The 24,806-nt window shown below is 41.9% G+C and carries 20 protein-coding genes; all 20 read left to right on the top strand.

Annotated elements, in window-relative coordinates; genetic code table 11:
* The first annotated feature begins 31 nt into the window (after nucleotides 1-31).
* The 20 genes from C161_RS00550 (at nucleotide 32) to fliD (ending at nucleotide 24,800) form a co-directional block, all read left to right on the top strand.
* Nucleotides 32-928 (top strand): ComF family protein, encoded by an 897-nt coding sequence (locus tag C161_RS00550; protein WP_051449516.1) that lies wholly within the window; start codon nucleotides 32-34, stop codon nucleotides 926-928.
* Between the two features lie 294 nt (nucleotides 929-1,222).
* Complete coding sequence (locus C161_RS00545) at nucleotides 1,223-6,640, top strand: fibronectin type III domain-containing protein (protein ID WP_235193701.1); 5,418 nt, start codon at nucleotides 1,223-1,225, stop codon at nucleotides 6,638-6,640.
* A gap of 149 nt (nucleotides 6,641-6,789) precedes the next feature.
* Complete coding sequence (locus C161_RS00540) at nucleotides 6,790-7,197, top strand: TIGR03826 family flagellar region protein (RefSeq protein ID WP_036667753.1); 408 nt, start codon at nucleotides 6,790-6,792, stop codon at nucleotides 7,195-7,197.
* A gap of 173 nt (nucleotides 7,198-7,370) precedes the next feature.
* Nucleotides 7,371-7,655: a flagellar biosynthesis anti-sigma factor FlgM gene (gene flgM, locus C161_RS00535; protein WP_036612484.1), complete on the top strand. Its 285-nt coding sequence runs from the start codon at nucleotides 7,371-7,373 to the stop codon at nucleotides 7,653-7,655.
* A gap of 11 nt (nucleotides 7,656-7,666) precedes the next feature.
* A complete protein-coding gene (locus tag C161_RS00530; protein WP_036667752.1) occupies nucleotides 7,667-8,170 on the top strand; it encodes a flagellar protein FlgN in 504 nt (167 codons plus the stop codon).
* 19 nt (nucleotides 8,171-8,189) lie between these two features.
* Nucleotides 8,190-9,743 (top strand): flagellar hook-associated protein FlgK, encoded by a 1,554-nt coding sequence (gene flgK / locus C161_RS00525; RefSeq protein WP_036667751.1) that lies wholly within the window; start codon nucleotides 8,190-8,192, stop codon nucleotides 9,741-9,743.
* Nucleotides 9,744-9,765: 22 nt separating this feature from the next.
* The gene (gene flgL / locus C161_RS00520) at nucleotides 9,766-10,686 is read left to right on the top strand and encodes a flagellar hook-associated protein FlgL (RefSeq protein WP_036667750.1); all 921 of its coding nucleotides are present in this window, start codon (nucleotides 9,766-9,768) and stop codon (nucleotides 10,684-10,686) included.
* A 19-nt stretch (nucleotides 10,687-10,705) separates the two neighbouring features.
* Nucleotides 10,706-11,275: a DUF6470 family protein gene (locus C161_RS00515; protein ID WP_036667748.1), complete on the top strand. Its 570-nt coding sequence runs from the start codon at nucleotides 10,706-10,708 to the stop codon at nucleotides 11,273-11,275.
* A 51-nt stretch (nucleotides 11,276-11,326) separates the two neighbouring features.
* On the top strand, nucleotides 11,327-11,809 hold the full coding sequence (gene fliW / locus C161_RS00510) for a flagellar assembly protein FliW (RefSeq protein ID WP_235193700.1): 483 nt from the start codon (nucleotides 11,327-11,329) through the stop codon (nucleotides 11,807-11,809).
* A 1-nt stretch (nucleotide 11,810) separates the two neighbouring features.
* Complete coding sequence (gene csrA / locus C161_RS00505; protein ID WP_036667747.1) at nucleotides 11,811-12,056, top strand: carbon storage regulator CsrA; 246 nt, start codon at nucleotides 11,811-11,813, stop codon at nucleotides 12,054-12,056.
* A 144-nt stretch (nucleotides 12,057-12,200) separates the two neighbouring features.
* On the top strand, nucleotides 12,201-13,877 hold the full coding sequence (locus C161_RS00500; RefSeq protein WP_036667746.1) for a flagellin N-terminal helical domain-containing protein: 1,677 nt from the start codon (nucleotides 12,201-12,203) through the stop codon (nucleotides 13,875-13,877).
* 140 nt (nucleotides 13,878-14,017) lie between these two features.
* Entirely contained in the window at nucleotides 14,018-15,826 is a 1,809-nt protein-coding gene (locus C161_RS00495; protein ID WP_036667745.1) for a motility associated factor glycosyltransferase family protein, read from the top strand.
* Nucleotides 15,827-15,850: 24 nt separating this feature from the next.
* Nucleotides 15,851-16,864, top strand: coding sequence for an SDR family NAD(P)-dependent oxidoreductase (locus C161_RS00490; RefSeq protein WP_036667744.1), 1,014 nt, complete (start codon nucleotides 15,851-15,853; stop codon nucleotides 16,862-16,864).
* A gap of 30 nt (nucleotides 16,865-16,894) precedes the next feature.
* The gene (gene pseG, locus C161_RS00485; protein WP_051449515.1) at nucleotides 16,895-18,409 is read left to right on the top strand and encodes a UDP-2,4-diacetamido-2,4,6-trideoxy-beta-L-altropyranose hydrolase; all 1,515 of its coding nucleotides are present in this window, start codon (nucleotides 16,895-16,897) and stop codon (nucleotides 18,407-18,409) included.
* A 70-nt stretch (nucleotides 18,410-18,479) separates the two neighbouring features.
* Complete coding sequence (pseI, locus tag C161_RS00480) at nucleotides 18,480-19,517, top strand: pseudaminic acid synthase (RefSeq protein WP_036667947.1); 1,038 nt, start codon at nucleotides 18,480-18,482, stop codon at nucleotides 19,515-19,517.
* A 22-nt stretch (nucleotides 19,518-19,539) separates the two neighbouring features.
* Entirely contained in the window at nucleotides 19,540-20,262 is a 723-nt protein-coding gene (locus C161_RS00475) for a cytidylyltransferase domain-containing protein (protein ID WP_036667743.1), read from the top strand.
* Nucleotides 20,263-20,330: 68 nt separating this feature from the next.
* The gene (locus tag C161_RS00470) at nucleotides 20,331-21,278 is read left to right on the top strand and encodes a dTDP-glucose 4,6-dehydratase (RefSeq protein ID WP_036667742.1); all 948 of its coding nucleotides are present in this window, start codon (nucleotides 20,331-20,333) and stop codon (nucleotides 21,276-21,278) included.
* A 51-nt stretch (nucleotides 21,279-21,329) separates the two neighbouring features.
* Nucleotides 21,330-22,511: a UDP-4-amino-4,6-dideoxy-N-acetyl-beta-L-altrosamine transaminase gene (gene pseC, locus C161_RS00465; RefSeq protein WP_036667741.1), complete on the top strand. Its 1,182-nt coding sequence runs from the start codon at nucleotides 21,330-21,332 to the stop codon at nucleotides 22,509-22,511.
* Nucleotides 22,512-22,818: 307 nt separating this feature from the next.
* Nucleotides 22,819-23,205 (top strand): flagellar protein FlaG, encoded by a 387-nt coding sequence (locus C161_RS00460; protein ID WP_036667739.1) that lies wholly within the window; start codon nucleotides 22,819-22,821, stop codon nucleotides 23,203-23,205.
* A gap of 38 nt (nucleotides 23,206-23,243) precedes the next feature.
* Nucleotides 23,244-24,800 carry a flagellar filament capping protein FliD gene (gene fliD / locus C161_RS00455; protein WP_036667738.1) on the top strand — a complete coding sequence of 519 codons (1,557 nt, stop codon included), beginning with the start codon at nucleotides 23,244-23,246 and terminating at the stop codon, nucleotides 24,798-24,800.
* Nucleotides 24,801-24,806 lie beyond the last annotated feature (6 nt).

The following is a 24,806-nucleotide window of genomic DNA, read 5'->3' as shown; positions in this document are numbered from 1 at the left end:
ATACATTCCCGAGACTGGAGGTATGCCCCCTATGTTCAACTGGCTCAGCAACATAACCGATCATGCACAGCAACTGACCCAGCGTCTTCATCACCTGCTCGCCCCGCCGGGAGCGACTTGTCTGACATGTGGGACTCGAGCGATTCTGTCTTCTACCTATCCAGGCATATGCCCACGTTGTGTGAAACAGATTCCATGGATTCGTTCTATCCGCTGTCTGCGTTGTGGTCGGGATGTTGGGTGCCCGGACTGTGCTCGTCCACATATGCAAAACCGTTCTTTTATCGCCAACCGCAGCGCCGTACAATACAACGCTCTTATGAGAGAATGGATTGGAATGTACAAATTTCGAGGCCACGAAAGATACGCGCCGCTCCTAACCGCGCTGTTGATTCAAGCCTTTCAAGCGATGAGAGAGGAGCAGAATTCTGCTTTGGCAAAAGAACCCCCAGCCCCCGTGGCTCATTCCGCCACACATGCTCAACAAATGAAGCCACAATGGCGGCCTGACGCGGTCACCTATGTCCCGGTGAGCAGCGAGCGGCTTGCCGAACGTGGCTTCAATCAGGCGGAGCGGCTGGCTGCTGGGCTCGCCACCGCCTGCCGCCTACCCATCGTGGATCTGTTGCAGCGCCAGATCAACACCACCAAACAAAGCTTCAAATCACGCGGTGAGCGTATTGAAACGATGAAGAACGCTTTTTCCATCAACCCGGATGGCACGAAGTTAATTGAAGAGTTATACAAGGGATCTCATCTGCCAACACATATGGGCATATCGCATGCCAAACCCATACAGTTACTGCTGATTGATGATATCTATACAACAGGCAGCACCTTGGACGCTTGTGGCCGGGTTATTCTTAATGCTGGCTTCCACATGGAGATTCCGGTCGAGATTTACACGCTGACACTGGCAAGATCCTAGACAGGAAAATATGTTCCTTTATTAATCATTGGTACGTTAATGCGTGTCTCCATTCCATTTATTCCGTTTGAAATATAGTTGTTTGATGAAATTATAAATGAAAGCGTAATAAGAAATTTTTTACATGTAAAAAAGAGGAATTGGTTTTCTCGCGCAGAATAGATAGTTTTGCCGTTCACCACAGGTGACAGCATAGGGAGTGGCACAACATATCTGTTGAAGGGGAGAACAAAAGTGGTCGCAGGAAAAAGAAAAAATGGATTTTACTTATGGACCGTCCGTCTACTAGTATTCATGCTGGTATTCGGACAGTTTGGCGTGTACGGGGGGAACCGGGCAGATGCCGCAACGAGTAATAGAATTATTGCATCCAGTAATGATTATCGTTTTGTATTATCAGAACAGAATGGAAATCTGATGGTGAATCAGAAACCGGTTGATTTGGGTTGGGGCAGATCATACAGCTTTTCAGCAACAGGGTATTCCTTCTCAAGAAGTCAGTCTATTAGAGGAACTGTTGAAGATATGACCAATGTTACCTTTGGTAAATATACTTCTACCTATACTGGGCAAGTAACTAACGCATTTATCGTTGACTTTTCCGAGGTGTGGGAATATTACAGTACCATGGAATATAGACAATCAGGTACGAATGTAGGTGTTTGGGACATTTCCAGAGTCGATGAATTTGGTATGGAAACACCCAGATATGTACAAAGTTATGAAGCCTCTCAACTGAGTTTGGTGATTAGTGCGGATACAGGTGCTGTGGTAGATTTTGTATCCAACCTTAATCCATATTACACACGCAAGGCAGAATCATTCAGCTTTGTTAAGGAGTCGGGAACAAAGGAGCCAATTACTACGGTTCCTGCTATTCCAACTGGCCTGGTAGCCACTGCGAATGATGCGACGATCAACCTTAACTGGTCAGCTGCACAACAAGCAGTTCAGTATGAGATTGAAGAAAATGGAGTAACTAAAGGTCCATTTTATGGTCTGAACTATACAAGTAGCCCTTATAAAAATAATACGAACTATACTTACAGAGTACGTGGTATTAATCAAAGAGGTGTAGGTGAGTGGAGTGTTCCATACTCGCTGAGAACTTTGCTTGAAAAACCGATCTTAACCGTAAAAGGCGAAGAGGGAAAGAATACATTGAATTGGAAATCGGTTGAATTTGCAGATCGATATCAATTGCGAATTGACGGAGGAGAACCTATTGAATTGGGCAATGTGAACTCATATGAGCATGACGATTTGGAGGCCAATTCAACACATACCTATGTGCTGAAAGCATTCTCAACTGACAATGAGAGTTCATGGAGTAAACCACTAAGTCAATTAACAGTACCTAACCGTGCAGATGGTTTGAAAATTACAGATGCTACATTGAATAAATTGTCTGTATCCTGGACTGCTGTTAAGGGGGCCACAGGATATGATCTGGAGATCAATGGGGCGGTTGTTGCGGTAACAGGAACAACATACAACAAGACTGGACTTGCAGCCAATACAGAATATACCTTCAGAATCAGATCCAAAAATTCAGGTGGGGTAGGAAGTTGGAGTGATCCAGTAACGGGCACCACTCAATTGAGCACACCTGTAGTTCAGTCTAATGCCACGGCAGAGGAAGTTGTGCTTGTATGGGCTCCAATTGAAGGTGCAACTTCGTATGAGATTGAAGCAGATGGAGTTGTTTCTTCAGGTTTAGAAGACCCAATCTTTAACCACACCAATTTGGCACCAGGCACAGCGCATAAATATCGTGTGCGGGCAATCAATGAGACCAATACAAGTGCTTGGACACCAGTAGTAACGCAAAATACCTTGCCTGGCTCTGTCGGTGGATTGAATGTGAGTGCAGTCACCAATGTAGCCATTACGGTAAAATGGAATGCGGTTACCGGTGCTACAGGCTACGATCTGGAAATTGACGGCACTCCGATTTCTTTGGCAGCTACAAGTTATACGAAGAGTGGACTCGCCGGAAACACGGAGCACACTTTCCGTATTCGTTCGAAGAACGTTGCAGGTGCAGGAGCCTGGAGCGAAATAGTAACAGGTCGTACGCAATTTAATCTGCCTGTATTGAAGGCATCCTCTGAGGAAACAGCAATCACATTGACGTGGACATCCATACCAGATGCTACTGCATATGAAGTTGAAGCAGATGGTGTAATTGTTGCGAATGTAAGTGAATCAAACTACACACACGAAAATATATTACCAGGTACTTCTCATAAATATCGTGTTCGTGTAGCTACTGACAATAACACAAGTGCTTGGACAGCTGTCCTGACACAGAGTACATTGCCTGCAATAGTATCAGGTCTCAATATAGCATCCACAACGAATGCTGCAATTTCATTGAAATGGAGTGCAGTGACCGGTAGCTCTGGATATGACTTGGAGATTGATGGAGTGGTAGTTTCAGTTACTGGTTTAACATTTACGAAGAGTGGTCTTGCAGCGAATACGGACCATACGTTCCGTATCCGTTCCAAGAATACGGCAGGTGTGGGTGTGTGGAGTGAGGTAGTAAGTGGCACGACTCAACTCAATACGCCTGTTCTGAAAGCATCTTCCCAAGAAGATGCAATTACAGTAACTTGGGCAGATGTTACAGATGCAACCAAATATGAAGTGGAGGCAGATGGTATTGTTGTAGCTACGGTTACGACGCCAGTCTATACGCACGAGAGTTTGACTCCAGGAACAACGCATAAGTATCGTGTACGAGCCCTGACGGAGATGAACGTTAGCCCTTGGACTGCACTTCTCACTCAGAATACTTTACCGGGTTCAGTCACAGGATTGAGTGTAACCTCTGCAACCAATGTCGCTATCGCGCTTAAGTGGAATGCCGTAATTGGAGCAACGGGCTACGACTTGGAGATTGATGGCACGGTAGTACCTGTAAGTGGATTAACATACAACAAGACAGGTCTTACAGCCAATACGAATCATACGTTCCGGGTTCGCTCTAAAAATACGGCAGGTGCCGGAGCATGGAGTGATCTCATTGATGGTACGACATTGTTAAATACCCCTGTTTTAAAAGCTTCCTCGGAAGAGACTGCTATTACAGTAACATGGGCAGATGTATCAGATGCGATCAAGTATGAGATTGAAGCAGATGGCTCAATTGTTGCAACAGTTAATGAGCCGAAGTATGTACATTCAAGTCTTCAGCCAGGAACAGCGCATAAGTATCGTGTACGAGCACTGACAGATACAAACAACGGGGCTTGGACTGCTGTCTTAAATCAAAATACACTACCAGGTTCAGTTACTGGACTGGGTATTACCTCTGTAACGAACACAACAATGGCTTTGAAATGGAATGCTGTAACCGGAGCAACAGGTTATGAGCTTGAAATTGATGGCACGGTAGTAGCTGTAAGTGGATTAACCTACAACAAGACAGGTCTTGCAGCCAATACGAATCATACGTTCCGCGTTCGCTCCAAAAATGTGGCAGGTGCCGGAGCATGGAGTGATGAGGTAAGTGGTACAACGTTATTGAATACCCCTGTTTTAAAAGCTTCCTCGGAAGAGACTGCGATTACATTGACATGGGCTGATGTAGCAGATGCAACCAAGTATGAGATTGAAGCAGATGGAGTCGTTACTGGTACAATTAGCGAACCGAAACATGTGCACACTAGTTTGCTTCCAGGAACGGCGCATAAATATCGTGTACGTGCACTGACGGACTCTAATACAGGTGCCTGGACTGCGGTGCTGACGCAAAATACGATACCTGCTTCGGTTACTGGTTTAAGTATTAGCTCTGTTACCAATGTAGCCATTGCCTTAAAATGGACGGCAGTAACGGGAGCAACAGGATATGATCTTGAGATCGATGGTACAGTTGTACCAGTAACGGGAGTAGCTTATACGAAGAGTGGGCTTGTGACAAATACGGATCACACGTTCCGTATTCGTTCTAAAAATACAGCAGGTGCAAGTATATGGAGTGAGATTGTAGATGGCACAACTTTACTTAACACACCTGTGCTAAAGGCTTCTTCTGAGGAACAAGCGGTCACCTTGACATGGCCTGAAGTTAAAGATGCAACCAAATATGAGATTGAAGCGGACGGAGTCTTAGTGGGTACTGTTAAGGTGCCTACTTATACTCACAATAATCTGATAGCTGGAACAGCACATAAATACCGCGTACGCGCTCTGACCGAAACCAATGTTGGAGCTTGGACTGCGGTCTTGACACAAAATACGTTGCCTGGTTCTGTGACCGGGCTAACGGTAACAAGTGTAACGAACACAGCTGTTGCTCTGAAGTGGAACGCAGTCTCAGGAGCGACGGGATATGACCTTGAAATTGATGGCACGGTGGTACCTGTTAGTGGAGTGGTTTACACCAAAACGGGACTTATCGCCAATACGGATCATACATTCCGTATTCGTTCCAAAAATACTGCTGGGGCTGGAGCTTGGGGAGATGTAACAGATGTTACAACCCAGTTAAACACACCTGCTCTGAAAGCAACATCAGAGGAAACAGCTATTGCTTTGAATTGGCTTGATATTAAAGATGCAACTAAATATGAAATTGAGGCAGATGGAACAATTGTTTCTACAGTAACCGATCCCTCATATGTTCATAGTAATTTGCTTGCAGGAACATCGCACACCTATCGTGTGCGTGCATTAACGGATAAGAACAGCAGCGCTTGGTCTACGGTCTTGAATCAAAGCACTATACCAGGCAGTGTGACCGGATTGAGTATGAATTCTGCAACAACAGTAGCCATTGCTATGAAGTGGAATGCAGTTACGGGAGCAACAGGATATGATCTGGAAATTGACGGTAAAATAGTCGCTGTAACGGCTCTGGCTTATACCAAAACAGCACTTCTAGCCAATACAGAGCATACCTTCCGCATTCGTGCGAAAAATGCTGCCGGCATTGGTAGCTGGAGTGAGATTGTAACCGCCTCGACCCAATTAAATGTACCAACAACGCTGAAAGCTGTACCTGAAGAAACCGCAGTTACGCTGACATGGAATGAAGTTGTTGGTGCAACAAAATATGAGATTGAGGCAGATGGCATAGTGGTTGCTACTGTAAGTGATCTCTTGTATGTCCATAATGGAGTACTTGGTGGAACGATTCATAAATATCGTATTCGTGCCCTGACCGACACTAATGTGAGTGCATGGACAGCAATATTGTCCCAAACTACGTTACCTGCAAGTGTCTCAGGCTTGAGTATTAACTCTGCAACCACAGTGGCTATTGCGCTGAGATGGAGTGCTGTAACTGGAGCTACCGGGTATGATCTGGAGATTGATGGTACGGTGGTTGCCGTGAGTGGAGTTGCTTATACGAAGAGCGGACTTGCACCAAATACGGAGCATACCTTCCGAATTCGTGCCAAAAATGCTTCTGGTGTGGGAGCTTGGAGTGAGATTATAGCGGGAATGACTCAATTAACTACACCTGTGCTGAAGGGAACTTCGGACAAAACAAACGTTTTTCTGACTTGGGACGCGGTTGGGGGAGCTTCGTCTTTCGAAATTGAAGCCGATGGGCAAATTGTGGCGACTGTCAGTGATGCAACGTTTATTCATTCTGATCTGTTACCGTCGAGTTCGCATAAATATCGTATTCGGGCATTCAACGATCAGAACTCAAGTGTATGGTCTTCTGTACTAAGTATTAGAACATTGAATTAGTAATGTATAAGGGGGAATGGGTTTGCATATATGTGCATCCTGTTCCCCTTTTTTGCTTTGTAAATAGACTATGGCTTCATCGGAGAAAATAAGGTAATCTATAGTTATTATCTATTCGGAAATGGAAGTTTGAGAGGGGCGTTTTAGCGATGAATCTAGGTAATTGTCCTCGCTGTGGTAAATTATATGCGTTGAATTTTCGAGATGTATGCTCGAATTGTATTAAAGAAATGGAACAGGAATATCAGATCTGTGTAGATTATTTGCGCGAAAACAAAGGCACCAATATTCAGGAACTATCTGATGCAACAGAAGTTTCAATCAAAACCATTACCAAGTTCATCCGTGAGGGACGGATTTCCATCGAAAATGCCCCGAATATGATGTATCCTTGTGAAGTATGCGGAACATTGATTCGTGAAGGTCATATGTGTGACTCTTGTCGTCAGCGCTTGACGAAAGACTTAGCTAGTGCAGCTCGTGAAGTAGGTCAGAAGGATAACAACAATGTAGGCGGACGAACCTACAATGCTGTCGACAAACTACGCGATTCATAGGAACGAGGTCTTAAATACAGATCTTGCTATAACAAATGTTTTGAAACGTACCGATAAACTTATTAAAGATTATCGGTTTTTTTTATTATCCTAATCATTTCGATAACATAAAGATAAAGTAAGAAAAACGTATATCAATGTAAAATTCTAACGTGGAAGGAAGTGTAGTTCATATGAAAATCAATGAACCGAGTAGAATTGGAGCAATCAATTCATATCAAAGGAACGTTGAATCCAATCAGCAGGCTGATGCCAAGAAGAGCCGCCGTAAGGACGAAGTATCCATTTCTCCGGAGGCGATGAAGATGCTTGAGGAACAAAGTCGTACACAGGATGCAGGACGCTTACAGCGGATACAGGAACTGAAGGAACAGGTTAGTTCGGGAACGTATCAGGTAGACAGCAGCAAGCTTGCTGACAAGCTGCTACCGTATTTTAAGTCTTTTGATAAGGAATAGGTGATCACGTAATGGCAGCACTGGATAGATTAATTTCAGTTTTGCAGCAAATGGAACAAAGTCACCTCGATATGCTGGCACTCAGCGAGGTCAAGAGACAGGTCATTGTCAAAAACGATGTGGATGAACTCATTGCCGTTCTGAACAAAGAATCCCGTTTCATGAAACAACAGGAGCCATTGGAGATTGAACGGCAGAGCGCAGTTCACGAATTGCTTCAGGAGCGTGGTATCAAGTCCATGCTGAACCTGAACATTACGGAGATCTCGAAGCTGATTTTTGATCCGGCTGACAAACTGCGATTACTTGAAGTCCAGAAGAAGTTGGCGGGAACACTGCAGGAATTAAAGGAAATCAATCAACTGAATCAAAAGCTGATCGAGCAATCATTGATGTTTATTGATCTTTCAATGGATATCTTTGCTTCTCGGCCAGAACAGGATGCCACATATCAGCATCCTGCTGATAAGAACGGCAATCCAGGGCGAATCGGTCTGTTTGACACGCGTGCCTGATTAATTAGGGGGAAACCAGGTGACATCTACATTTCATTCAATCGAAACGGCTAAACGCAGTTTGTTCACACAGACGACAGCTCTTAGCACAACAGGTCATAACGTAGCCAATGCCAACACCGAAGGGTACTCGCGGCAAAAGGTAAACATGCAGGCATCCATTGCCATGGAGCCGTTTGCATTTCTGCACAGCACAACACCAGGACAGCTCGGTACAGGGGTAGAGTTCGACTCTATTACCCGTGTGCGTGAGAAATTTCTGGACGACCAATATCGTAATGAAAACACCAACTTCGGGAGTTGGTCCATTCAACGAGACACGCTTGAGAAACTTGAAGCTATTGTGAACGAGCCTTCCAACACCGGATTTCGGACTGTTATGGATAACTTCTACAAATCCTGGTCCGATCTGAGTAAAAACCCTGAGGACGTTACAGCACGTCGTATTGTCAAGGAAACAACACTGGCTCTTACGGATGCGATGAATCAGATTAGTCGTCAATTGGATGCGCTTAGTCAGGATTTGGATAGTAACATCGCTGTGAAAAGTAATGAGATCCAGGGTTACCTGGGTAACATTGCAAACCTTAATAGTGCCATCGTGAAAATTGAGTCTCTTGGAGACAATGCCAACGATTTGCGTGACCAACGTGATCTGATGACAGACAAGCTGTCCAAAATCATGAACGTTACCGTTACAGATTCTCCGCAAGGATACCAGGTTCAGATGAATGGACAGGCACTCGTCACAGGCGGGGCAGTACAAGTGGCGGTAGATCCTGCTTTTCTGAATGCCGCGTATACAGCAGGCACGCTCACTAATGGTGAAGTCCACGGCATGATTAAGTCCAGAGACACGTTGGTGAGTGATTACCAGAAACAAATGGATGACTTGGCTAATACCCTTGCTAACGGAGATATTGAAATTACTCTTCCTGCTGGCTCGGTATTGCCAGACAATACTGTACTGGATGGTGTTACATACACAGGTGCAGCACGCACACTCGCTACAGACTTGAAGGTTACGGTCAAAGGACTGAACGGTCTGCATCAGCTTGGATACAGCATGGATGGAACTAACTCTGGAGGAGTCCCATTCTTTACAGCAGCGGGTGGTGGAACAGCCATTACAGCTGGAAATATTTCATTGAATGCCGAAATTTTGGCTGATCCGAATAAGATTGCCACTTCGCTTCGTACATCGGATGCTTCTGGTACAGAGACTGTAATCAAAGGTAACAATACACTTGCCATTCTGCTTGCGAATCTGAAAGATACACCAATGAAATCAGCGGACGGTTTACGTAATGCAACGATCGGTGCACAATTCAGTGCCATTGTGGGACAACTGGGGGTACAATCCCAGGAAGCAGCACGTCAGACATCCAACTCGGAGTTCCTAGTGGAACAAGTGGATACCCGTCGTCAATCAGTGAGTGGTGTATCACTGGATGAAGAAATGGCGAACATGATCAAGTTTCAACATGCATACAGTGCATCGGCGCGTTTTATGACCACATATGATCAACTTCTGGATAAATTGATTAACTCTACCGGCATGGTAGGCAGATAATAGAAGGGAGTGACTAACAACCATGAGAATAACAAATAACATGCTTAGTTCACAGTTGCTTTTGAACCTGAACCGGAATGCACAGCAAATGAACAATACTCAGACTCAACTGGCAACAGGCCGTAAAATTAACAAGCCTTCGGATGATCCGGTAGGAATCACTTACTCCCTTCGTTATCGGGCAGAACTTTCATCTAATGAGCAGTATCAGAAAAACGTAGACAGTGCGGTGTCTTGGCTTGAGTTTAACGATACTGTTATGAATCAGGGGGGGAATGTCGTCCAGCGTCTGCGTGAGTTGACGGTACAAGCTTCGACGGGGACGAATCCTCAATCAGCACTTGATAGTATCAATGAAGAAGTTAAGCAACTGAAGGAACAGCTTATTGATATTTCAAATAGTAAGCTTAACGGCAAATATGTATTTAACGGTGAAACCTATGATATAAAACCATACGATTTTCCTGCCAATGCAGATGGGACATTGGATACAACCAATGCGGCTTCTGTGGTGACGGATAAGGGGAAAATTAATTTCATTGTAGGCGAAAGTGTCCAGCTGCCTATTAATGTTAGTGGCAATGAAGTGTTTGGAACAGAGACAGAAGAAGATAACCTCTTTGTAATTGTTAATACGATTATGAAGGCTTTAACTGAAGGTAATCAGAAAGAGCTTTCCAATCAGCTAGATAATATTGATACTCGTATGGATAAGATGTTGTCAATTCGATCTGAAATAGGAGCAAAGACCAACCGTGTTGATCTGATGATGGGGCGTTTGGAGGATCTCGGTATTAACTTGACAGATCTGCAATCCAAGGTGGAAGATGCGGATTACGCAGAACTATCTTTACAATCTAAAATTCAAGAAAATATCTATAATGCTTCTCTTTCAGCAGGTGCCAAAATCATCTCGCCATCTTTGGTAGATTTCCTGAGATAATATAAGGAGGAGCTATGTTATGAACACTCTTCCTGTTGTTCAGATTCGAACTACACCATCTATATTAAACATGGATGCTGACCCCGGACAGTACTCCATTCGTCAACCTAAGGCGGAGGTTCAACTTCATACCAAACCTGCAAAACTAACTGTGCAAAGTCAACCAATTGAGTTGAATGTTGATCAAAGTAAGGCTTTCTCTGCATATAACGGTGGCAACATGATTGATATGAATGCACGTATCTATTCCGGAATTCAACAGAAGTTTTTGCAAAATATAGCTTCGCGTGTAGAGCAGGGTAATCAGTTGGCATCCATTCATAAACCTGGCAATACGATTGCGACTATTGTGGGTACCGATTGGAAGCCGCAACCTTTTCCAGAGACGAGAACTCCTGCTTCTTTTGATAACGTGGATATTCGTATCAACACAAGGCCTCCAGATATCAGATATGATCCGGCGGTCTCTGAGTTGAACGTCATCGTGAACAAGCCGGAGATTGAGTATCAGAGAGGAAAGTTGGACATTTACGTAAAACAGTACGCATCAGTACAATACACTCCACCAGCCATAGATATGGAGTTATAAGTTATAATGTGAGCTATAGACGGTCTCGGAAACAGCCCTCTATGGCTCTTTTTGTATAAATTCATTGCCAAGGAGGCGTTTATTATTCATATTCAGACAAGCATGTGGGGAGAAGTAGAGGTTCAGGAGAAAGACATATATCAATTTCCTAAAGGGTTACCTGGATTTGAAGAGGAGACTAAATTCGCAGTAATTCCATGGGTAGACACACCATTTAGTTATTTGCAGTCTGTTCGTGAAAAGGATCTGTCATTCTTATTGGTAAGTCCGTTTACGTTTGTTACGGACTATAGCTTTGAGTTAAGTGACATGGATAAGGAAGAATTGGAAATTGCAGAACATGTTTCAGTGTATTCTCTGGTCACGATTCATTCCCAAGCGAATAAATCAACAATGAACCTTCTGGCACCTGTTGTGCTTAATCCGGAAAAGCTTCTAGGCAAGCAAGTTATACTCCATCAGTCGATCTATGAGACGCGCCACCTGATCTGGTCAGAAGACGAAGAAGTTAAATCCGTGAAGGGTGGGGTGTGACATGTTGGTGTTATCTCGAAAAAAGGGCGAGTCTATAGTTATTCAGGATCACATCGAAGTAACGGTTCTAGCAGTTGAAGGAGATACCGTGCGTATCGGGATATCTGCACCAAAGCATATTGATATCTTTCGCCAAGAGATTTATGCAGCTATTCAAGAGGCAAACAGAGAGTCGGCGACCCCTCTGGCGGCCAATATTGATGCATTCATGGAACGACTGAGAAAAACAGAAAATAAAAAAGATTAAAAATATTCCATTTTGCTATAAACAGTTGCTCATCTCCCGTCGATATATAATTTAGACGCTGCTTCGGCAGGGCGGCCGACCTTAATGTCGCGGCGTTTACCACAAGGATGTGGAACTAATTTATCTTCAGGGAGGAAACACTCAATGATTATCAACCATAATATTCCGGCGTTGAACACTCACCGCCAATTGTCCATTAACACAGGTAACACTAACAAAAACATCGAAAAATTGTCTTCCGGTCTCCGCATTAACCGTGCTGGTGACGATGCTGCAGGTCTGGCAATTTCCGAAAAAATGCGCGGTCAAATCCGTGGTTTGGACCAAGCTTCCCGTAATGCTCAAGATGGTATCTCTTTGATCCAAACAGCTGAGGGTGCTTTGAACGAAACTCACTCCATCCTGCAACGTCAACGCGAGATTGCTAACCAATCCGCGAACGGAACGAACACAGACTCCGACCGTCAAGCGCTGCAAGACGAAATGAACCAACTGACTTCCGAGATCAACCGTATCGGTAACACAACTGAGTTCAATACTCAAAAGTTGCTTAACGGTGGCATCGGTTCAAGCGACAGCGAAAAGCTGACACAAGCTACAAATGCTAAGAAAGCAATGAGCACTGCAATCTCATCAGGAGCTATTACACTTTCTGCTGGTACAACAATTAAAATTGATGACAAAACGTTTAAGCTTTCTTCTGTAACTGTTGGTTCCACTGGTGCTAGTGTTGCTAATAATGCTAAAGCATTGAAAACAGCACTGGAAGGAGTTACATCTGGTGGTGTGAAGTTGTCTGACCTGGTAGACATCAAAATAGGTGCAGGAGATAAACTTGAGTTCACTGCTAAGTCTTCTGGTGCGAAAAGTGAATTGGAGTTTGTTGGTGGTACGAAATTGGGTGCAAGTGCAGCAACATCGATTTCTGTTAAAGGTGACCCATCAACTGTAGAACGTGCAGGACTTCAGGGTGGAAATTCACTTACAGGCGCTGCTGTTTCTCTTGCTGTAGGTGCAACGATTAAATTTACTGTTGGATCTGAAAGTGAAGTTACTATTGATCTTAACAAAGGTACAACTCCAAAAACTTATGATACTAACAATGCTGATGCGAATGTAGCTAAAGCTGCAATGGATAGTTTGATTAAAGACATCAATGCATCTTTGCAATCAGCTGGCATGGACAGTAAAGTTACAGCTTCCTTGTCCAAAGATAACAAAATCCAGTTCATTTCCGAAACAGGTAAAGATATTAAACTGGGAACCACTCCTGCAGCAGGTATGGGATTAAGTAATGCTGCAACAATTGGTAACATCGAACAAGTAGTGGGCGCAGGCGCACAAGGCGTAGGCTTCTCCACGAAGTTCCAAATTGGTGCAAACACAGGTCAATCCATGTCCTTACAAATTAATGACGTTCGTGCAGCTGCACTGGGTATCACAGGTAACGCTGGACAAGCTGGTTTCACAAAAGATAACGCTGTTACTAACGGTTCCAACGATATCAAAGGCGAAGCTGCTTTGAATATCTCTACACGTGAAGATGCTTCCAAAGCAATTGCTGTTCTGGATAAAGCAACTTCCTTGGTATCTAGCGAGCGCGCTAAGCTGGGTGCTGTACAAAACCGTCTGGAGCACACAATCAACAACTTGGGAACAGCTTCTGAGAACCTGACAGCTGCTGAATCCCGTATCCGTGACGTTGATATGGCGAAAGAAATGATGAGCCAAACGAAGAATAACATCTTGGCTCAAGCAGCTCAAGCAATGTTGGCTCAAGCAAATCAAGCACCACAAGGCGTACTGCAATTGCTGAGATAATTAAAGCTTTAGCAGGAGTCTGTTTTAAGAAGATTTTTGATCAGTTCAAGAAAGCCCCACTTGGTGGGGCTTTCTTGCTATACTAGTGCTGTAGTAAATCTCTGATTATAAAGAAAATTATGCATAAGGGAGCAAGAATAATGGATTTAATGGATCGGAATATTGAGATTCTATCAGCTAACACCGACCACTGGATTGGAATGCCAGATGAAAGTGAGTTAGAACAAACATCCTTTGAAGTGGATAGCAGCGGGAATGAAATATTCGTTAATGGAGAGCGGGTATTCGCCTTAAAAAGTGAATTCGATGATTCCAATCAACCAAATCCATTAAAAAGGGAACTGATTTTTGTTCTGGGAATTTACTCTGTAGAAGAAATTGAAAAACTTATTCAATTGATGGGCGACGAATCTCTGCTAGTCATCATAGAACCTAATGTTTCCTTGTTTAGCTACTCGTTGCAAGAAAAAGACCTTTCTTTTCTTCAAAGACCAGGGGCAGTTGTATTCGCAGATAAATTAAGTAATCTGCCTCTATTTTTAGATAAGTATTTATTAACCAATGCTATATTCTATGTGAAAACGATCAAATTTTATTTTACTCATATGTATCGTGAACAAGATCTTCAGTCCAGTTTGGCCGTTGTTAAAGTAATTAAAGAGTCCGTAAACTATAAAACGATGTTATATGGCAACTCTGTAGAGGATAGTTTAATTGGATTTAGACAACATATGAAAAACCTCAAGCATCTTACTCGTTCGAAAGATGTATCACTACTTAAGAATACAATGCGTAACGTGCCAGCTGTAGTTGTGGCTGCCGGACCGTCTTTAAATAAAAATATCAACCAACTACATGAATTGAAAGATAACGTCATTATCATTGCTGTGGACACCATTGCTCAACGTCTTTGTGATGAAGGTATTGTTCCTGACTTTATATGCTCTGTTGAACGTGGAATAGAGACTTACACATACTTTTATAAAGATAAATCGTATCCTGTTGAGTCAACACTTGTTGGTCCGCTTGTACTCTATCCCGAGATATTCGATGAATATCCAGGTGAATTCATAATTCCAATGCGTGAAAGAGTTGGAGAGTTTATGTGGCTAGAAGAAGTTCTTGAACTCCAGGGAGACAACTCGATCGGTATAGGTCTATCTTGTGCCCATGTCGCCTTTGGAGTTGCTGAGCATCTAGGTGCATCACCTATTATCTTACTGGGTCAAGATTTGGCCTATGGTAACTCAGCAGAGGATACACATGCTGGAGGTACCATTTATGATGACAAGAGTATCATGAATAGCGTGCCGGAAGAGAGAGAATCTTTGGAAACCGAAGGATATTATGGTGGAATGGTGCCTACTAGAGAGATCTGGAACACTTTCCGTATATGGTTTGAGATAGAGATTGCAACAAAGGAACTAGATGTTATTAATGCTACTGAAGGTGGGGCAAAAATTGCCTCAACTCGACAACTGACAATGGCTCAGGTTGGTCAAACCTATTGTACATCTAAAATCTCACCTGTATCTGAAATGCTAAAGAGTATTGCGAACTATCCACTTCAGCAACAAAAGATAAAACAAGCTATGAAGGAACAATATGGTTACTTCCTAAATATTAGAAATCAATTTGAAAAACAACGGAAACAAGTTAAGCGTTTAAAACTTAGTGCGTATTCATCAGAAGCGGAGCTGAAAAAAGCTCTGAAAATCATTGATCATACTGAGTTTTTCTTCAAGTTGGTGCTAGATGATATGTTATTACGCCATTGCTTGCAGCCGGCAATGATTAATTCAGTGTGGAATTTATATGATATTGAACGCGTTGTTAATTTTGATAATGTCGTACAAGCACAGAAAATCAATCTTGGTTTCCTAAATGTTGGTGTGTACACACTCAATGAGATCACTGCTATATTACAAGCAACAGTGGAAGAATTATAAGTTCTAATTAAGGGCGTGGACAACTTGGGACAAGGACTTTATTCAGGAAAGAATATATTGATTACTGGCGGAACAGGTACAATAGGTCGTCAGTTAGTCGAAAGGTTATTACAAGAAGATCCCAGGGTCATTCGGATCTTCAGTAGAGATGAACATAAGCAATTTGAGATGGGAATTGATTTTCAAGAACACTCCAATAAATTGCGATTCTTAATTGGTGATGTTAGGGATTTACAACGTCTCGGTAGAGCCATGGAAGATGTTGATTATGTATTTCACTGTGCGGCAATGAAACACGTGCCTGCCTGCGAATATAACCCTTTTGAAGCTGTACAAACCAATGTTATCGGAACTCAGAATGTAATTCAAGCTTCAATCGAGAAAAAAATAAAAAAAGTGTTGTTTGTGAGTACCGATAAAGCGATATCACCTACGAATACCTATGGTGCTACCAAACTCACAGCGGAACGTTTAATCTCTGCTACTGAGCATCATAAGGGAGCAAAATCCACCATATTCTCTTCTGTCCGATTCGGAAATGTTATGAGTTCCAGAGGATCGGTAATACCATTGTTCCGAAAACAGATACTGGAAAATCGTAGAATTACTCTGACTGATCCGACGATGCTGAGATATATGATGACTCCTTCTCAGGCCATTAATTTAATCTTGAAGGCGAATGGTTTGGCAATGGGTGGAGAAGTATTTGTTCTCAAAATGCCTCTTATCAATGTTGGAGAGTTGGCAGAAGTGGTGATCGAGAATACAAAAGAAAAGTATGGAATTCAGGGCGAGGTTCTGGTAGACGTCATTGGTCTCCGATCAGGTGAAAAGCGTTTTGAAGAATTAATGACAGACGATGAAGCTGAAACAGCATATGAAACTGAAGATATGTATATCATTCCTCAAGATAGTAAAACTGATTATTTTTATAAAGAAAATTATAATAAAGTCTTAGAGAAACCGTATCCCGATCGTAATAAAACAATACAAAAACAAGAGCTCAGTGAGTGGTTTTTAAAAGAAAAAATGATATAGTAAAAAATTTACTCGAAGGATGTTACTCAAGTGAAATTTTTTATTCGTGCAGATGCATCAGAACAGCTGGGTATTGGACATGTTATGCGATGTCTTGCATTAAGTGAAGAGCTTATTAAGCATGATTATGAGGTTATTTTTATTTGTAAAGAAGCGAACCCGCTTATTACTCGTCTTATTAGGGAAAAGGGTTGCGATCTGTTACTTATAGATACCCCTATCTTTATTGATGGAGAACATGAGTCAGAACATGTTGTACAACTTATCATTAATGGATACCACGTAGAACAGGAAGATTGGTTGATTGTGGATCATTATTCCTTGGATATTACGTTTGAACAAAATCTCCGCAAAGTATTCGCTAATATCATGGTTGTTGACGATCTAGCTGACCGATCTCATGACTGTGATATTCTACTGGACACCAGCTCAAATGTTTCGAAAAGAGACACTTACGATCGTTTGATTCCTTCTTCAGCGATTCAACTTCTGGGACCGGAATATACACTGTTAAGAGGCGAATTCATAGAAAAAAGAGAGACACTAAATCCTCAGGATGAAAGAGGAATAAATAATATATTCGTTTGTTTTGGCGGGACTGATCCTACGAATGAAACGATAAAAACGATCAAAGCTTTACAGCCGATAATGAACGAGAATATACAAGTGAACATTGTATTAGGAAAACCGAATCTACGAATAGAGCAATGGATGACGCGTAATAAGAGTGAGTATATGGAACTTTTTATTCAGCCAGATTCAATTGCTGCAATTATGTCCTCCTCTGACTTAGCCATATGTGCAGGAGGCGGAATGACGTGGGAAAGATATTGTTTAGGCTTACCCGGCTTGGTCATAGCAGTAGCAGAGAACCAACTGGAACTAGCTCAACAAGGTCAGTTGTTGGGGATAGACAAGTATATAGGGCAGAGTGAGTCTGTTCAAGAGCAAGATATTACTCAAATTTTTATGCAGACAATCAACCATGGGGAGTGGCTGAAAGAGGCGAGAAACAAGGCCATGGCTCTTATTGATGGTAAAGGTGCTTCCAGAGTAGTGAAGCTGTTAACCGAACATACAAGGCGTATTGAATTACGTGATGTAGGAGAGGGCGATGTATTTTTTCTCTGGGAATGCCGTAATGAGACAGAAGCAAGAATGAATTCGGCTCAGATTGAAGAGGTAACATTGAATGACCATTTGAGGTGGCTGGAACAGAGTAAATTGAATTCTGAACGAAAACTGATGGTAGCTTGGAATAAGTCTGAAAAAATTGCTGTTGTTAGACTGGACAAGGAAAATCTGCATGCAATAGTTAGTATTAACGTAGCACAGGAGCACAGAGGGAAGGGATTTGCTCAAGAAATTCTAACAGAACTTGAACGCACAGCATCACACTGGGATCGTTCTATCAGAATTTTACAAGCTGTAATAAAAAAGCAAAATCATGCCTCTATCAAGACCTTCATTAAAGCGGAATATGATGAATGGGATATGGATGAAGATTTTATAATAATGAGAAAGAAAATAGAGGGACTTGAATAAGAAAACAATGTAAAAAACCATCATCATACAGCAGGAGGTTGAAATAGTGAGTGAATCCCCGGATAAGTTCATGATCGCCGGTAGAGAGATTGGAACAGGTCATACACCTTTTATTATTGCAGAGATGTCAGGTAACCATAATCAATCTTTGGATAGAGCACTGGCAATAGTAGAAGCTGCAGCTAAAACTGGGGTAGATGCAATTAAGTTGCAAACTTATACGGCTGATACAATGACATTGGATGTCAATTCAAAAGACTTCACGATTAATGATCAAGCCAGCCTATGGAAAGGGCAATCATTATACAATTTATATAAGCAGGCGTATACTCCATGGGAGTGGCATACTGAAATTTTTAATAAATGCAAGGAATTGGGGCTTATTGCGTTCAGTTCACCATTTGACGAAACTGCAGTTGATTTCCTTGAAACTTTGGATGTCCCTGCTTATAAAATTGCATCGTTTGAAAATACAGATATCCCGCTCATTAAAAAAGTTGCCAGTACAGGTAAACCTATCATTATGTCTACCGGTATGGCTACTATAGCCGAACTTGATGAAGCTGTACGAACAGCCAGAGAATACGGTTGTGAGCAATTAGTTCTTTTGAAATGTACAAGCACTTATCCTGCGGAGCCCACCAATTCAAATTTGGCAACGATTCCACATATGAAAAATCTATTTAATTGTGATGTGGGGTTATCTGATCATACGATGGGAATTGGAGTTTCAGTAGCAAGTGTTGCTATGGGCGCAACGGTAATTGAGAAACATTTTACTTTATCAAGGGCGGATGGCGGGGTGGATTCGGCCTTTTCCATGGAACCCGAGGAAATGAAGTTGTTGGTAGAGGAAGCAGCAAAAGCATGGCAAGCGTTAGGGAAGATATCATATGGGCCAACTGAAGGCGAGAAAAGCTCTAGAAACCTAAGAAGATCTATTTACGCTTCAAAAGATATAAAACGTGGGGAAAAAATTAGTCTGGAGCATGTCAAAGTAATAAGACCGGGCTACGGACTAGCTCCAAAATATTTAGATCAGGTGATTGGGAGAGTGGCAGTGGATGATATTCCCCAAGGTAAACCAATTACATGGGATATCATCTAGTAAATATCAAGCGGGGTGCATAATGAATTTTACTGTTATAATCCAAGCTCGCATGGGCTCTACACGTCTTCCGGGCAAGGTACTAATGCCACTGGGTGAATCGAATGTTCTTGGGTATGTAGTCTCAAGATGCAGGGAAATAAAACATGTTTCTCAGGTTGTTGTTGCTACGACAACACTTGATCATGATGATGAGATTGAAAAATGGTGTTCATCAAATGATGTACATTGTTTTCGTGGTTCGGAAGAAGATGTATTAGCACGGTATCACGAATGTGCGAAAAAGTATTCATCAGACTATGTTATTCGAGTGACTTCAGATTGCCCATTTCTGGACTTTGATTTAGCAACGAGGATGATTGAAGTTATGATGGCATCTCCTTCCGATATTCTTGTATGCGAAACGGGTTTACCTCGGGGGATTGCGGTTGAGATTATTTCTTTCTCAGCTTTGAACGAGGTGAACTCTATAGGGAAAGAAGCCCGACATCGGGAACATGTCACTTATTATGCATATGAAAATCTGGGTTCTTTCACATATGTACCATTTAAAATTCCGCCAAATTTAAAGCATCCGCATTTAAGAATAACTTTAGATACTCCGGAAGATTATATGTTATGCCAAGCGGTTGCCGATAACTTTATTAATACAAATGTTAGCACTGCAGAGGTTATTGATTACCTGCTAAAAACACCACAAGTAACCAGATACAATTCTCATATTGAACAAAAGCCTGTCATCTGATAGGTCGAAGATTTGTATAGCTTATCGTTTTGTTTCAAACATCATTTATAAACAAGGGGGGCTAGAAATTGAAAGTTTTACTTACCGGGGGTGCCGGATTTATTGGTCGTTGGGTAGTTAAACAATTGTTAAATGAAGGTCATCAGGTTTGGATTCTTGATGATTTATCAAATGGAAGAGAAGAAAATATCAAAGAATTTATCAATCATCCAGGTCTTATGGAATTTATTCATGATTCTATTTTGAATGAAACACGACTTGAAGAATTGTTTGAAAAAAATCAGTTTCAGCTATGTTATCACTTAGGAGCTTCTATTAATGTTCAGGATTCTATTGATGATCCACGTACAACGTTTAATAACGACACAATAGGAACTTTTTATATATTGGAGCAGTGTCGTAAACATGATACTAAAGTAGTCTTTATGAGTACATGCATGGTATATGATCGTTGTACTGATGAGACGGGTATTAACGAAGAACATCCAACCAAACCAGCTTCTCCGTATGCAGGTGCTAAAGTAGCTGCAGAGAATATGGTGCTTTCATTTTATCATGCTTATGGTCTTCCTACCGTTGTCATTCGTCCGTTTAACACTTATGGCCCTTATCAGAAAACAGGTGGAGAAGGTGGGGTAGTAGCGATTTTCATCAATAACCATTTAAAGGGTGATAAATTAAGTATTTATGGAGATGGTACGCAGACCAGAGACCTATTATATGTAGAAGATTGTGCAAGATTTGTAGTATCAGCCGGTTTCTCGGATGCAGTTAATGGAGAGATTGTAAATGCAGGATTAGGGAAAGACATTTCAATTAATGAGTTGGCTGTACTAGTTACGGGAGATCCTAAAAATATTAATCATGTAGAACATATTCATCCGCAGAGTGAGATTCAGAAATTATTATGTAATTCCAAGAAAGCAAATCGTTTGCTTGATTGGACACCAAAAGTGACGTTAGAAGAAGGTATTGAACGTACTATGACTTGGATTCAGCAGGGCGGGCTACAGTAGTCGGCAGTTTTATCAAGTCTACTTAATGGTAAGAAAGGAGCCCTGCTCAAAATGGATGCGAATCAATTCTCTCATGATGTACGCACTACAATGCTGCCATACGGACAACAGTGGCTAGATGAAGAAGATATTTCGGCTGTGCTTGGGGTCCTTCGTGGAGATTTCATAACTCAGGGACCTGCAATCCAAAATTTTGAAGCAAAAGTGGCCAATTATGTCGGAGCTAAGTATGCTGTTGCTTTTGCTAACGGTACGGCCGCTCTGCATGGAGCATGTTTTGCAGCAGGAATTGCTCAAGGAGATGAGGTTATCACCACTCCGATTACATTTTTAGCAAGTAGCAATTGTATATTGTATCAAGGTGGCACTCCAGTATTTGCTGATATTGACATGGACACCTACAATTTGGACTCAAATCAAGTTGAAATGTTAATTACAAAAAAAACAAAAGCCATTATAGCTGTTGATTTCTCAGGACAACCTGTTGAAATCGATCGTCTTAATATGATTGCCAAAGATCACGGTCTGGTACTTATAGAAGATGCCGCTCATTCGTTAGGAGCATCTTATCAAGAAGTAAAAGTTGGTTCATGGGCAGACATGACGATGTTTAGCTTTCACCCCGTGAAGCATGTGACAACAGGCGAAGGCGGGGTTATTGTTACCAACAATGAAAACTACTATCGTCAGCTTCAGCTATTCCGAAATCACGGGTTTACCAGGGATCCTGAAGAAATGTTGAATAATGAAGGCCCGTGGTACTATGAGATGCATTCACTGGGTTATAATTACAGGATGACCGACCTCCAAGCTGCATTAGGTGCTTCACAAATGAATAAGCTTGACTCCTTCGTTAAGAGAAGAAGGGAAATTGCCAAACAATATAATAAAGAATTGGCTGGAATTGAGGGACTAGTACTACCTTTCCAGCATAAAGATAGTAATTCAAGTTGGCATATTTATGTTACTCGATGGCTTCCAGAGGTGCTTAACGGTACTAGAAAAGAATTCTTTGAAGCTTTACGAAAATTAAATATTGGAGTAAATGTGCATTACATCCCCGTTTACCTGCAACCTTATTATCAGAAGCTTGGTTATGAATCTGGCTTATGTCCTAATGCAGAGAGTTACTATAAAACAGCAATTACCCTTCCTTTGTATCCAAGAATGACAGATCAGGATGTACAGGATGTTATAAGAGCTGTACGTAAGGTAATCCATGACTTTAGTTAAGAAGTCATGCTTAATAAAACCAGTTTAGAAAAAAGCCTCCTCAACGATAATGTCCTGAAATTCGCACTTATGACAGTATTGTTGGGTAGGTTTTATCAATTTAGATTAGTAATAGAATGAGTCTGTGTACAGGAGATTTATGAAGTGTATACATAAGCCTTTATTGCATCTTTGAGTATGCTAGCTAAGCGGAAAAGCGAGTTGTCTGAAGTGCAGTTTGATAATGACTTTATTCAACGATCTAAAATCTTCTCACTTTTAACCGATATATACTATAAATGCGAACACAGTTGGAGGTCATGCAAGGATGAACATTCAGTTTTCATTATCTGCTGGTACATCTGCAAGTAGTTCTACGGTCGAAGTTTCAAACCAGGCAGAAGCTTCTCAAGTGGGAAGTGAGATATCAAATATCAGAACGGCGAGAGAAGCCTACAGTAAGGAAAGACAAGGCATGAAACTCCCGTTAGGCGAAGAATTACTGATCCGTAATATTGACCGTGCTGTGAAGGCTTTGCAAGGGCCAGAGACCACATTAGACATTAGCATACATGAGAAAACACATGATATTATGGTCAAAGTACTTAACAAGGAAACAGGAGAAGTGCTTCGAGAAATTCCACGTGAGCAGACGTTGGATCTGGTAGCGAAGATGATGGAAATTGCAGGCATTCTTATCGATGAGAAAGTATAAAGGGTGAATATACATTTTAACATGTGAGGAGTGAATTTATGCGTGTAAATGGTTTTTCCGGTATGGATATTGATAGTATGGTCAAAGAACTCATGACGGCGAAAAGGGCTCCACTGGATAAATTAAATCAAAAGAAAACGGTATTGGAATGGCAACGTGATAGCTATCGTGATCTGAATAGTAAGATGTATGAATTCCGTAATACGAAGCTTCAGCAAACGTACAGACTTTCTTCTGCATTGAATACGCAAAAGGCCGTAGTGGCGGGCAATACAGATGCAGTTAAAGCCGAGGCGGGTGCAACTGCGAATGGAATTAAGATGGATGTGTCTGTTGCGCAGTTGGCTACTGCCAAGACAATAGTAACTGATGGGAAAGAACTGGGCTATTCTTCACGACAGTCTCTTGCTGAACTCGCCAATGGCATTAAGTTCGGGCAGCCAACGGCAAGTTTGGGCGATAGCGATTTAACTAAAGAATATAAAATTAAGGTTAACAATGTAGAAATGACCTTTACAGGTAAGGATACTGTTTCTTCTGTTATTGCCAAAATTAACAGTAAAACAGAACTGAATGTGCAAGCAAGCTTTGATGAACTGACAGGCAAGTTTAGCATTTCTGCTAAAGACTTGGGTTCCACGGGTATCCTTGATGTTCAGCCGCCAAGTGCAGGAGATTATTTGTTGGATGTCTTCGGAAAAGGTGCCACGGCAACGATCACTAATGTTGCAGCCAAAGATGCTGTAGTCGTGATAAACGGTGTGAAAATTGATCCGGCACCGAAAAGTAACATAATAACTTACAATGGCATTACGATGAATTTACAGGCAACAACGGCAAGTAGTTTTGTGACAAACCCTGATGGTACTGTTACGCTTACTGGTGATAAACCCTTCACTATTACGACACAGAGTGATCCCGATAAAGCGCTAGAGACGATGAAGTCTTTCATTGAGGATTACAACAAGATTTTGGCCCTGTTCAACACAAAGGTGGGGGAAGAGAAATATCGTAGCTTCCAGCCATTAACGAAAGAACAACGCAGTGCAATGTCCGAAAGTGACGTTAAGCTGTGGGAAGAGAAAGCCAAAAGTGGTCTTCTTAAAAATGATGATATTCTCTCTGGTTTGACCTCCACCATGAGAAACATTATGGGTGAGAAAATGGGAGAATTGAGCAATATCGGGATAACGGGTGGTAAGTATTTCGAAAATGGTAAAATTTACTTGGATGAAGAGAAGTTTAAAAAAGCAATTATTAATAATCCCCAGCAGGTGGCTGATCTCTTCCAAGGTTCGGGTGCAAGTACGGATAGCTCTATATTTGGCAAGTTGTACTCAGAGATGGATACAGCGATGTCTAAAATCGCAGAGCGTGCGGGTACGACCAAATTTAGTGGCGACGTTAACAGTATCTATAAAGAAGAAAGTGTAATGGGTAAAACGCTCAAAGGATACACCAAAGAGATCACCGCACTTGAAAGACGGCTTTCAGATATGGAAAGTCGGTACTATAAACAGTTCACAGCGATGGAGACTGCAATGAGTAAGTACCAAAGCCAAGCCTCCAGCCTTTCCAGTTTCTTCGCCAGATAAATATTA

Origin of the sequence: Paenibacillus sp. FSL R5-192 (genome assembly GCF_000517845.1) — a bacterium.
GTDB lineage: Bacteria > Bacillota > Bacilli > Paenibacillales > Paenibacillaceae > Paenibacillus > Paenibacillus amylolyticus.
The sequence above is the reverse complement of the archived record's forward strand: the minus strand, read 5'-3'. Positions and strand labels throughout refer to the sequence as shown.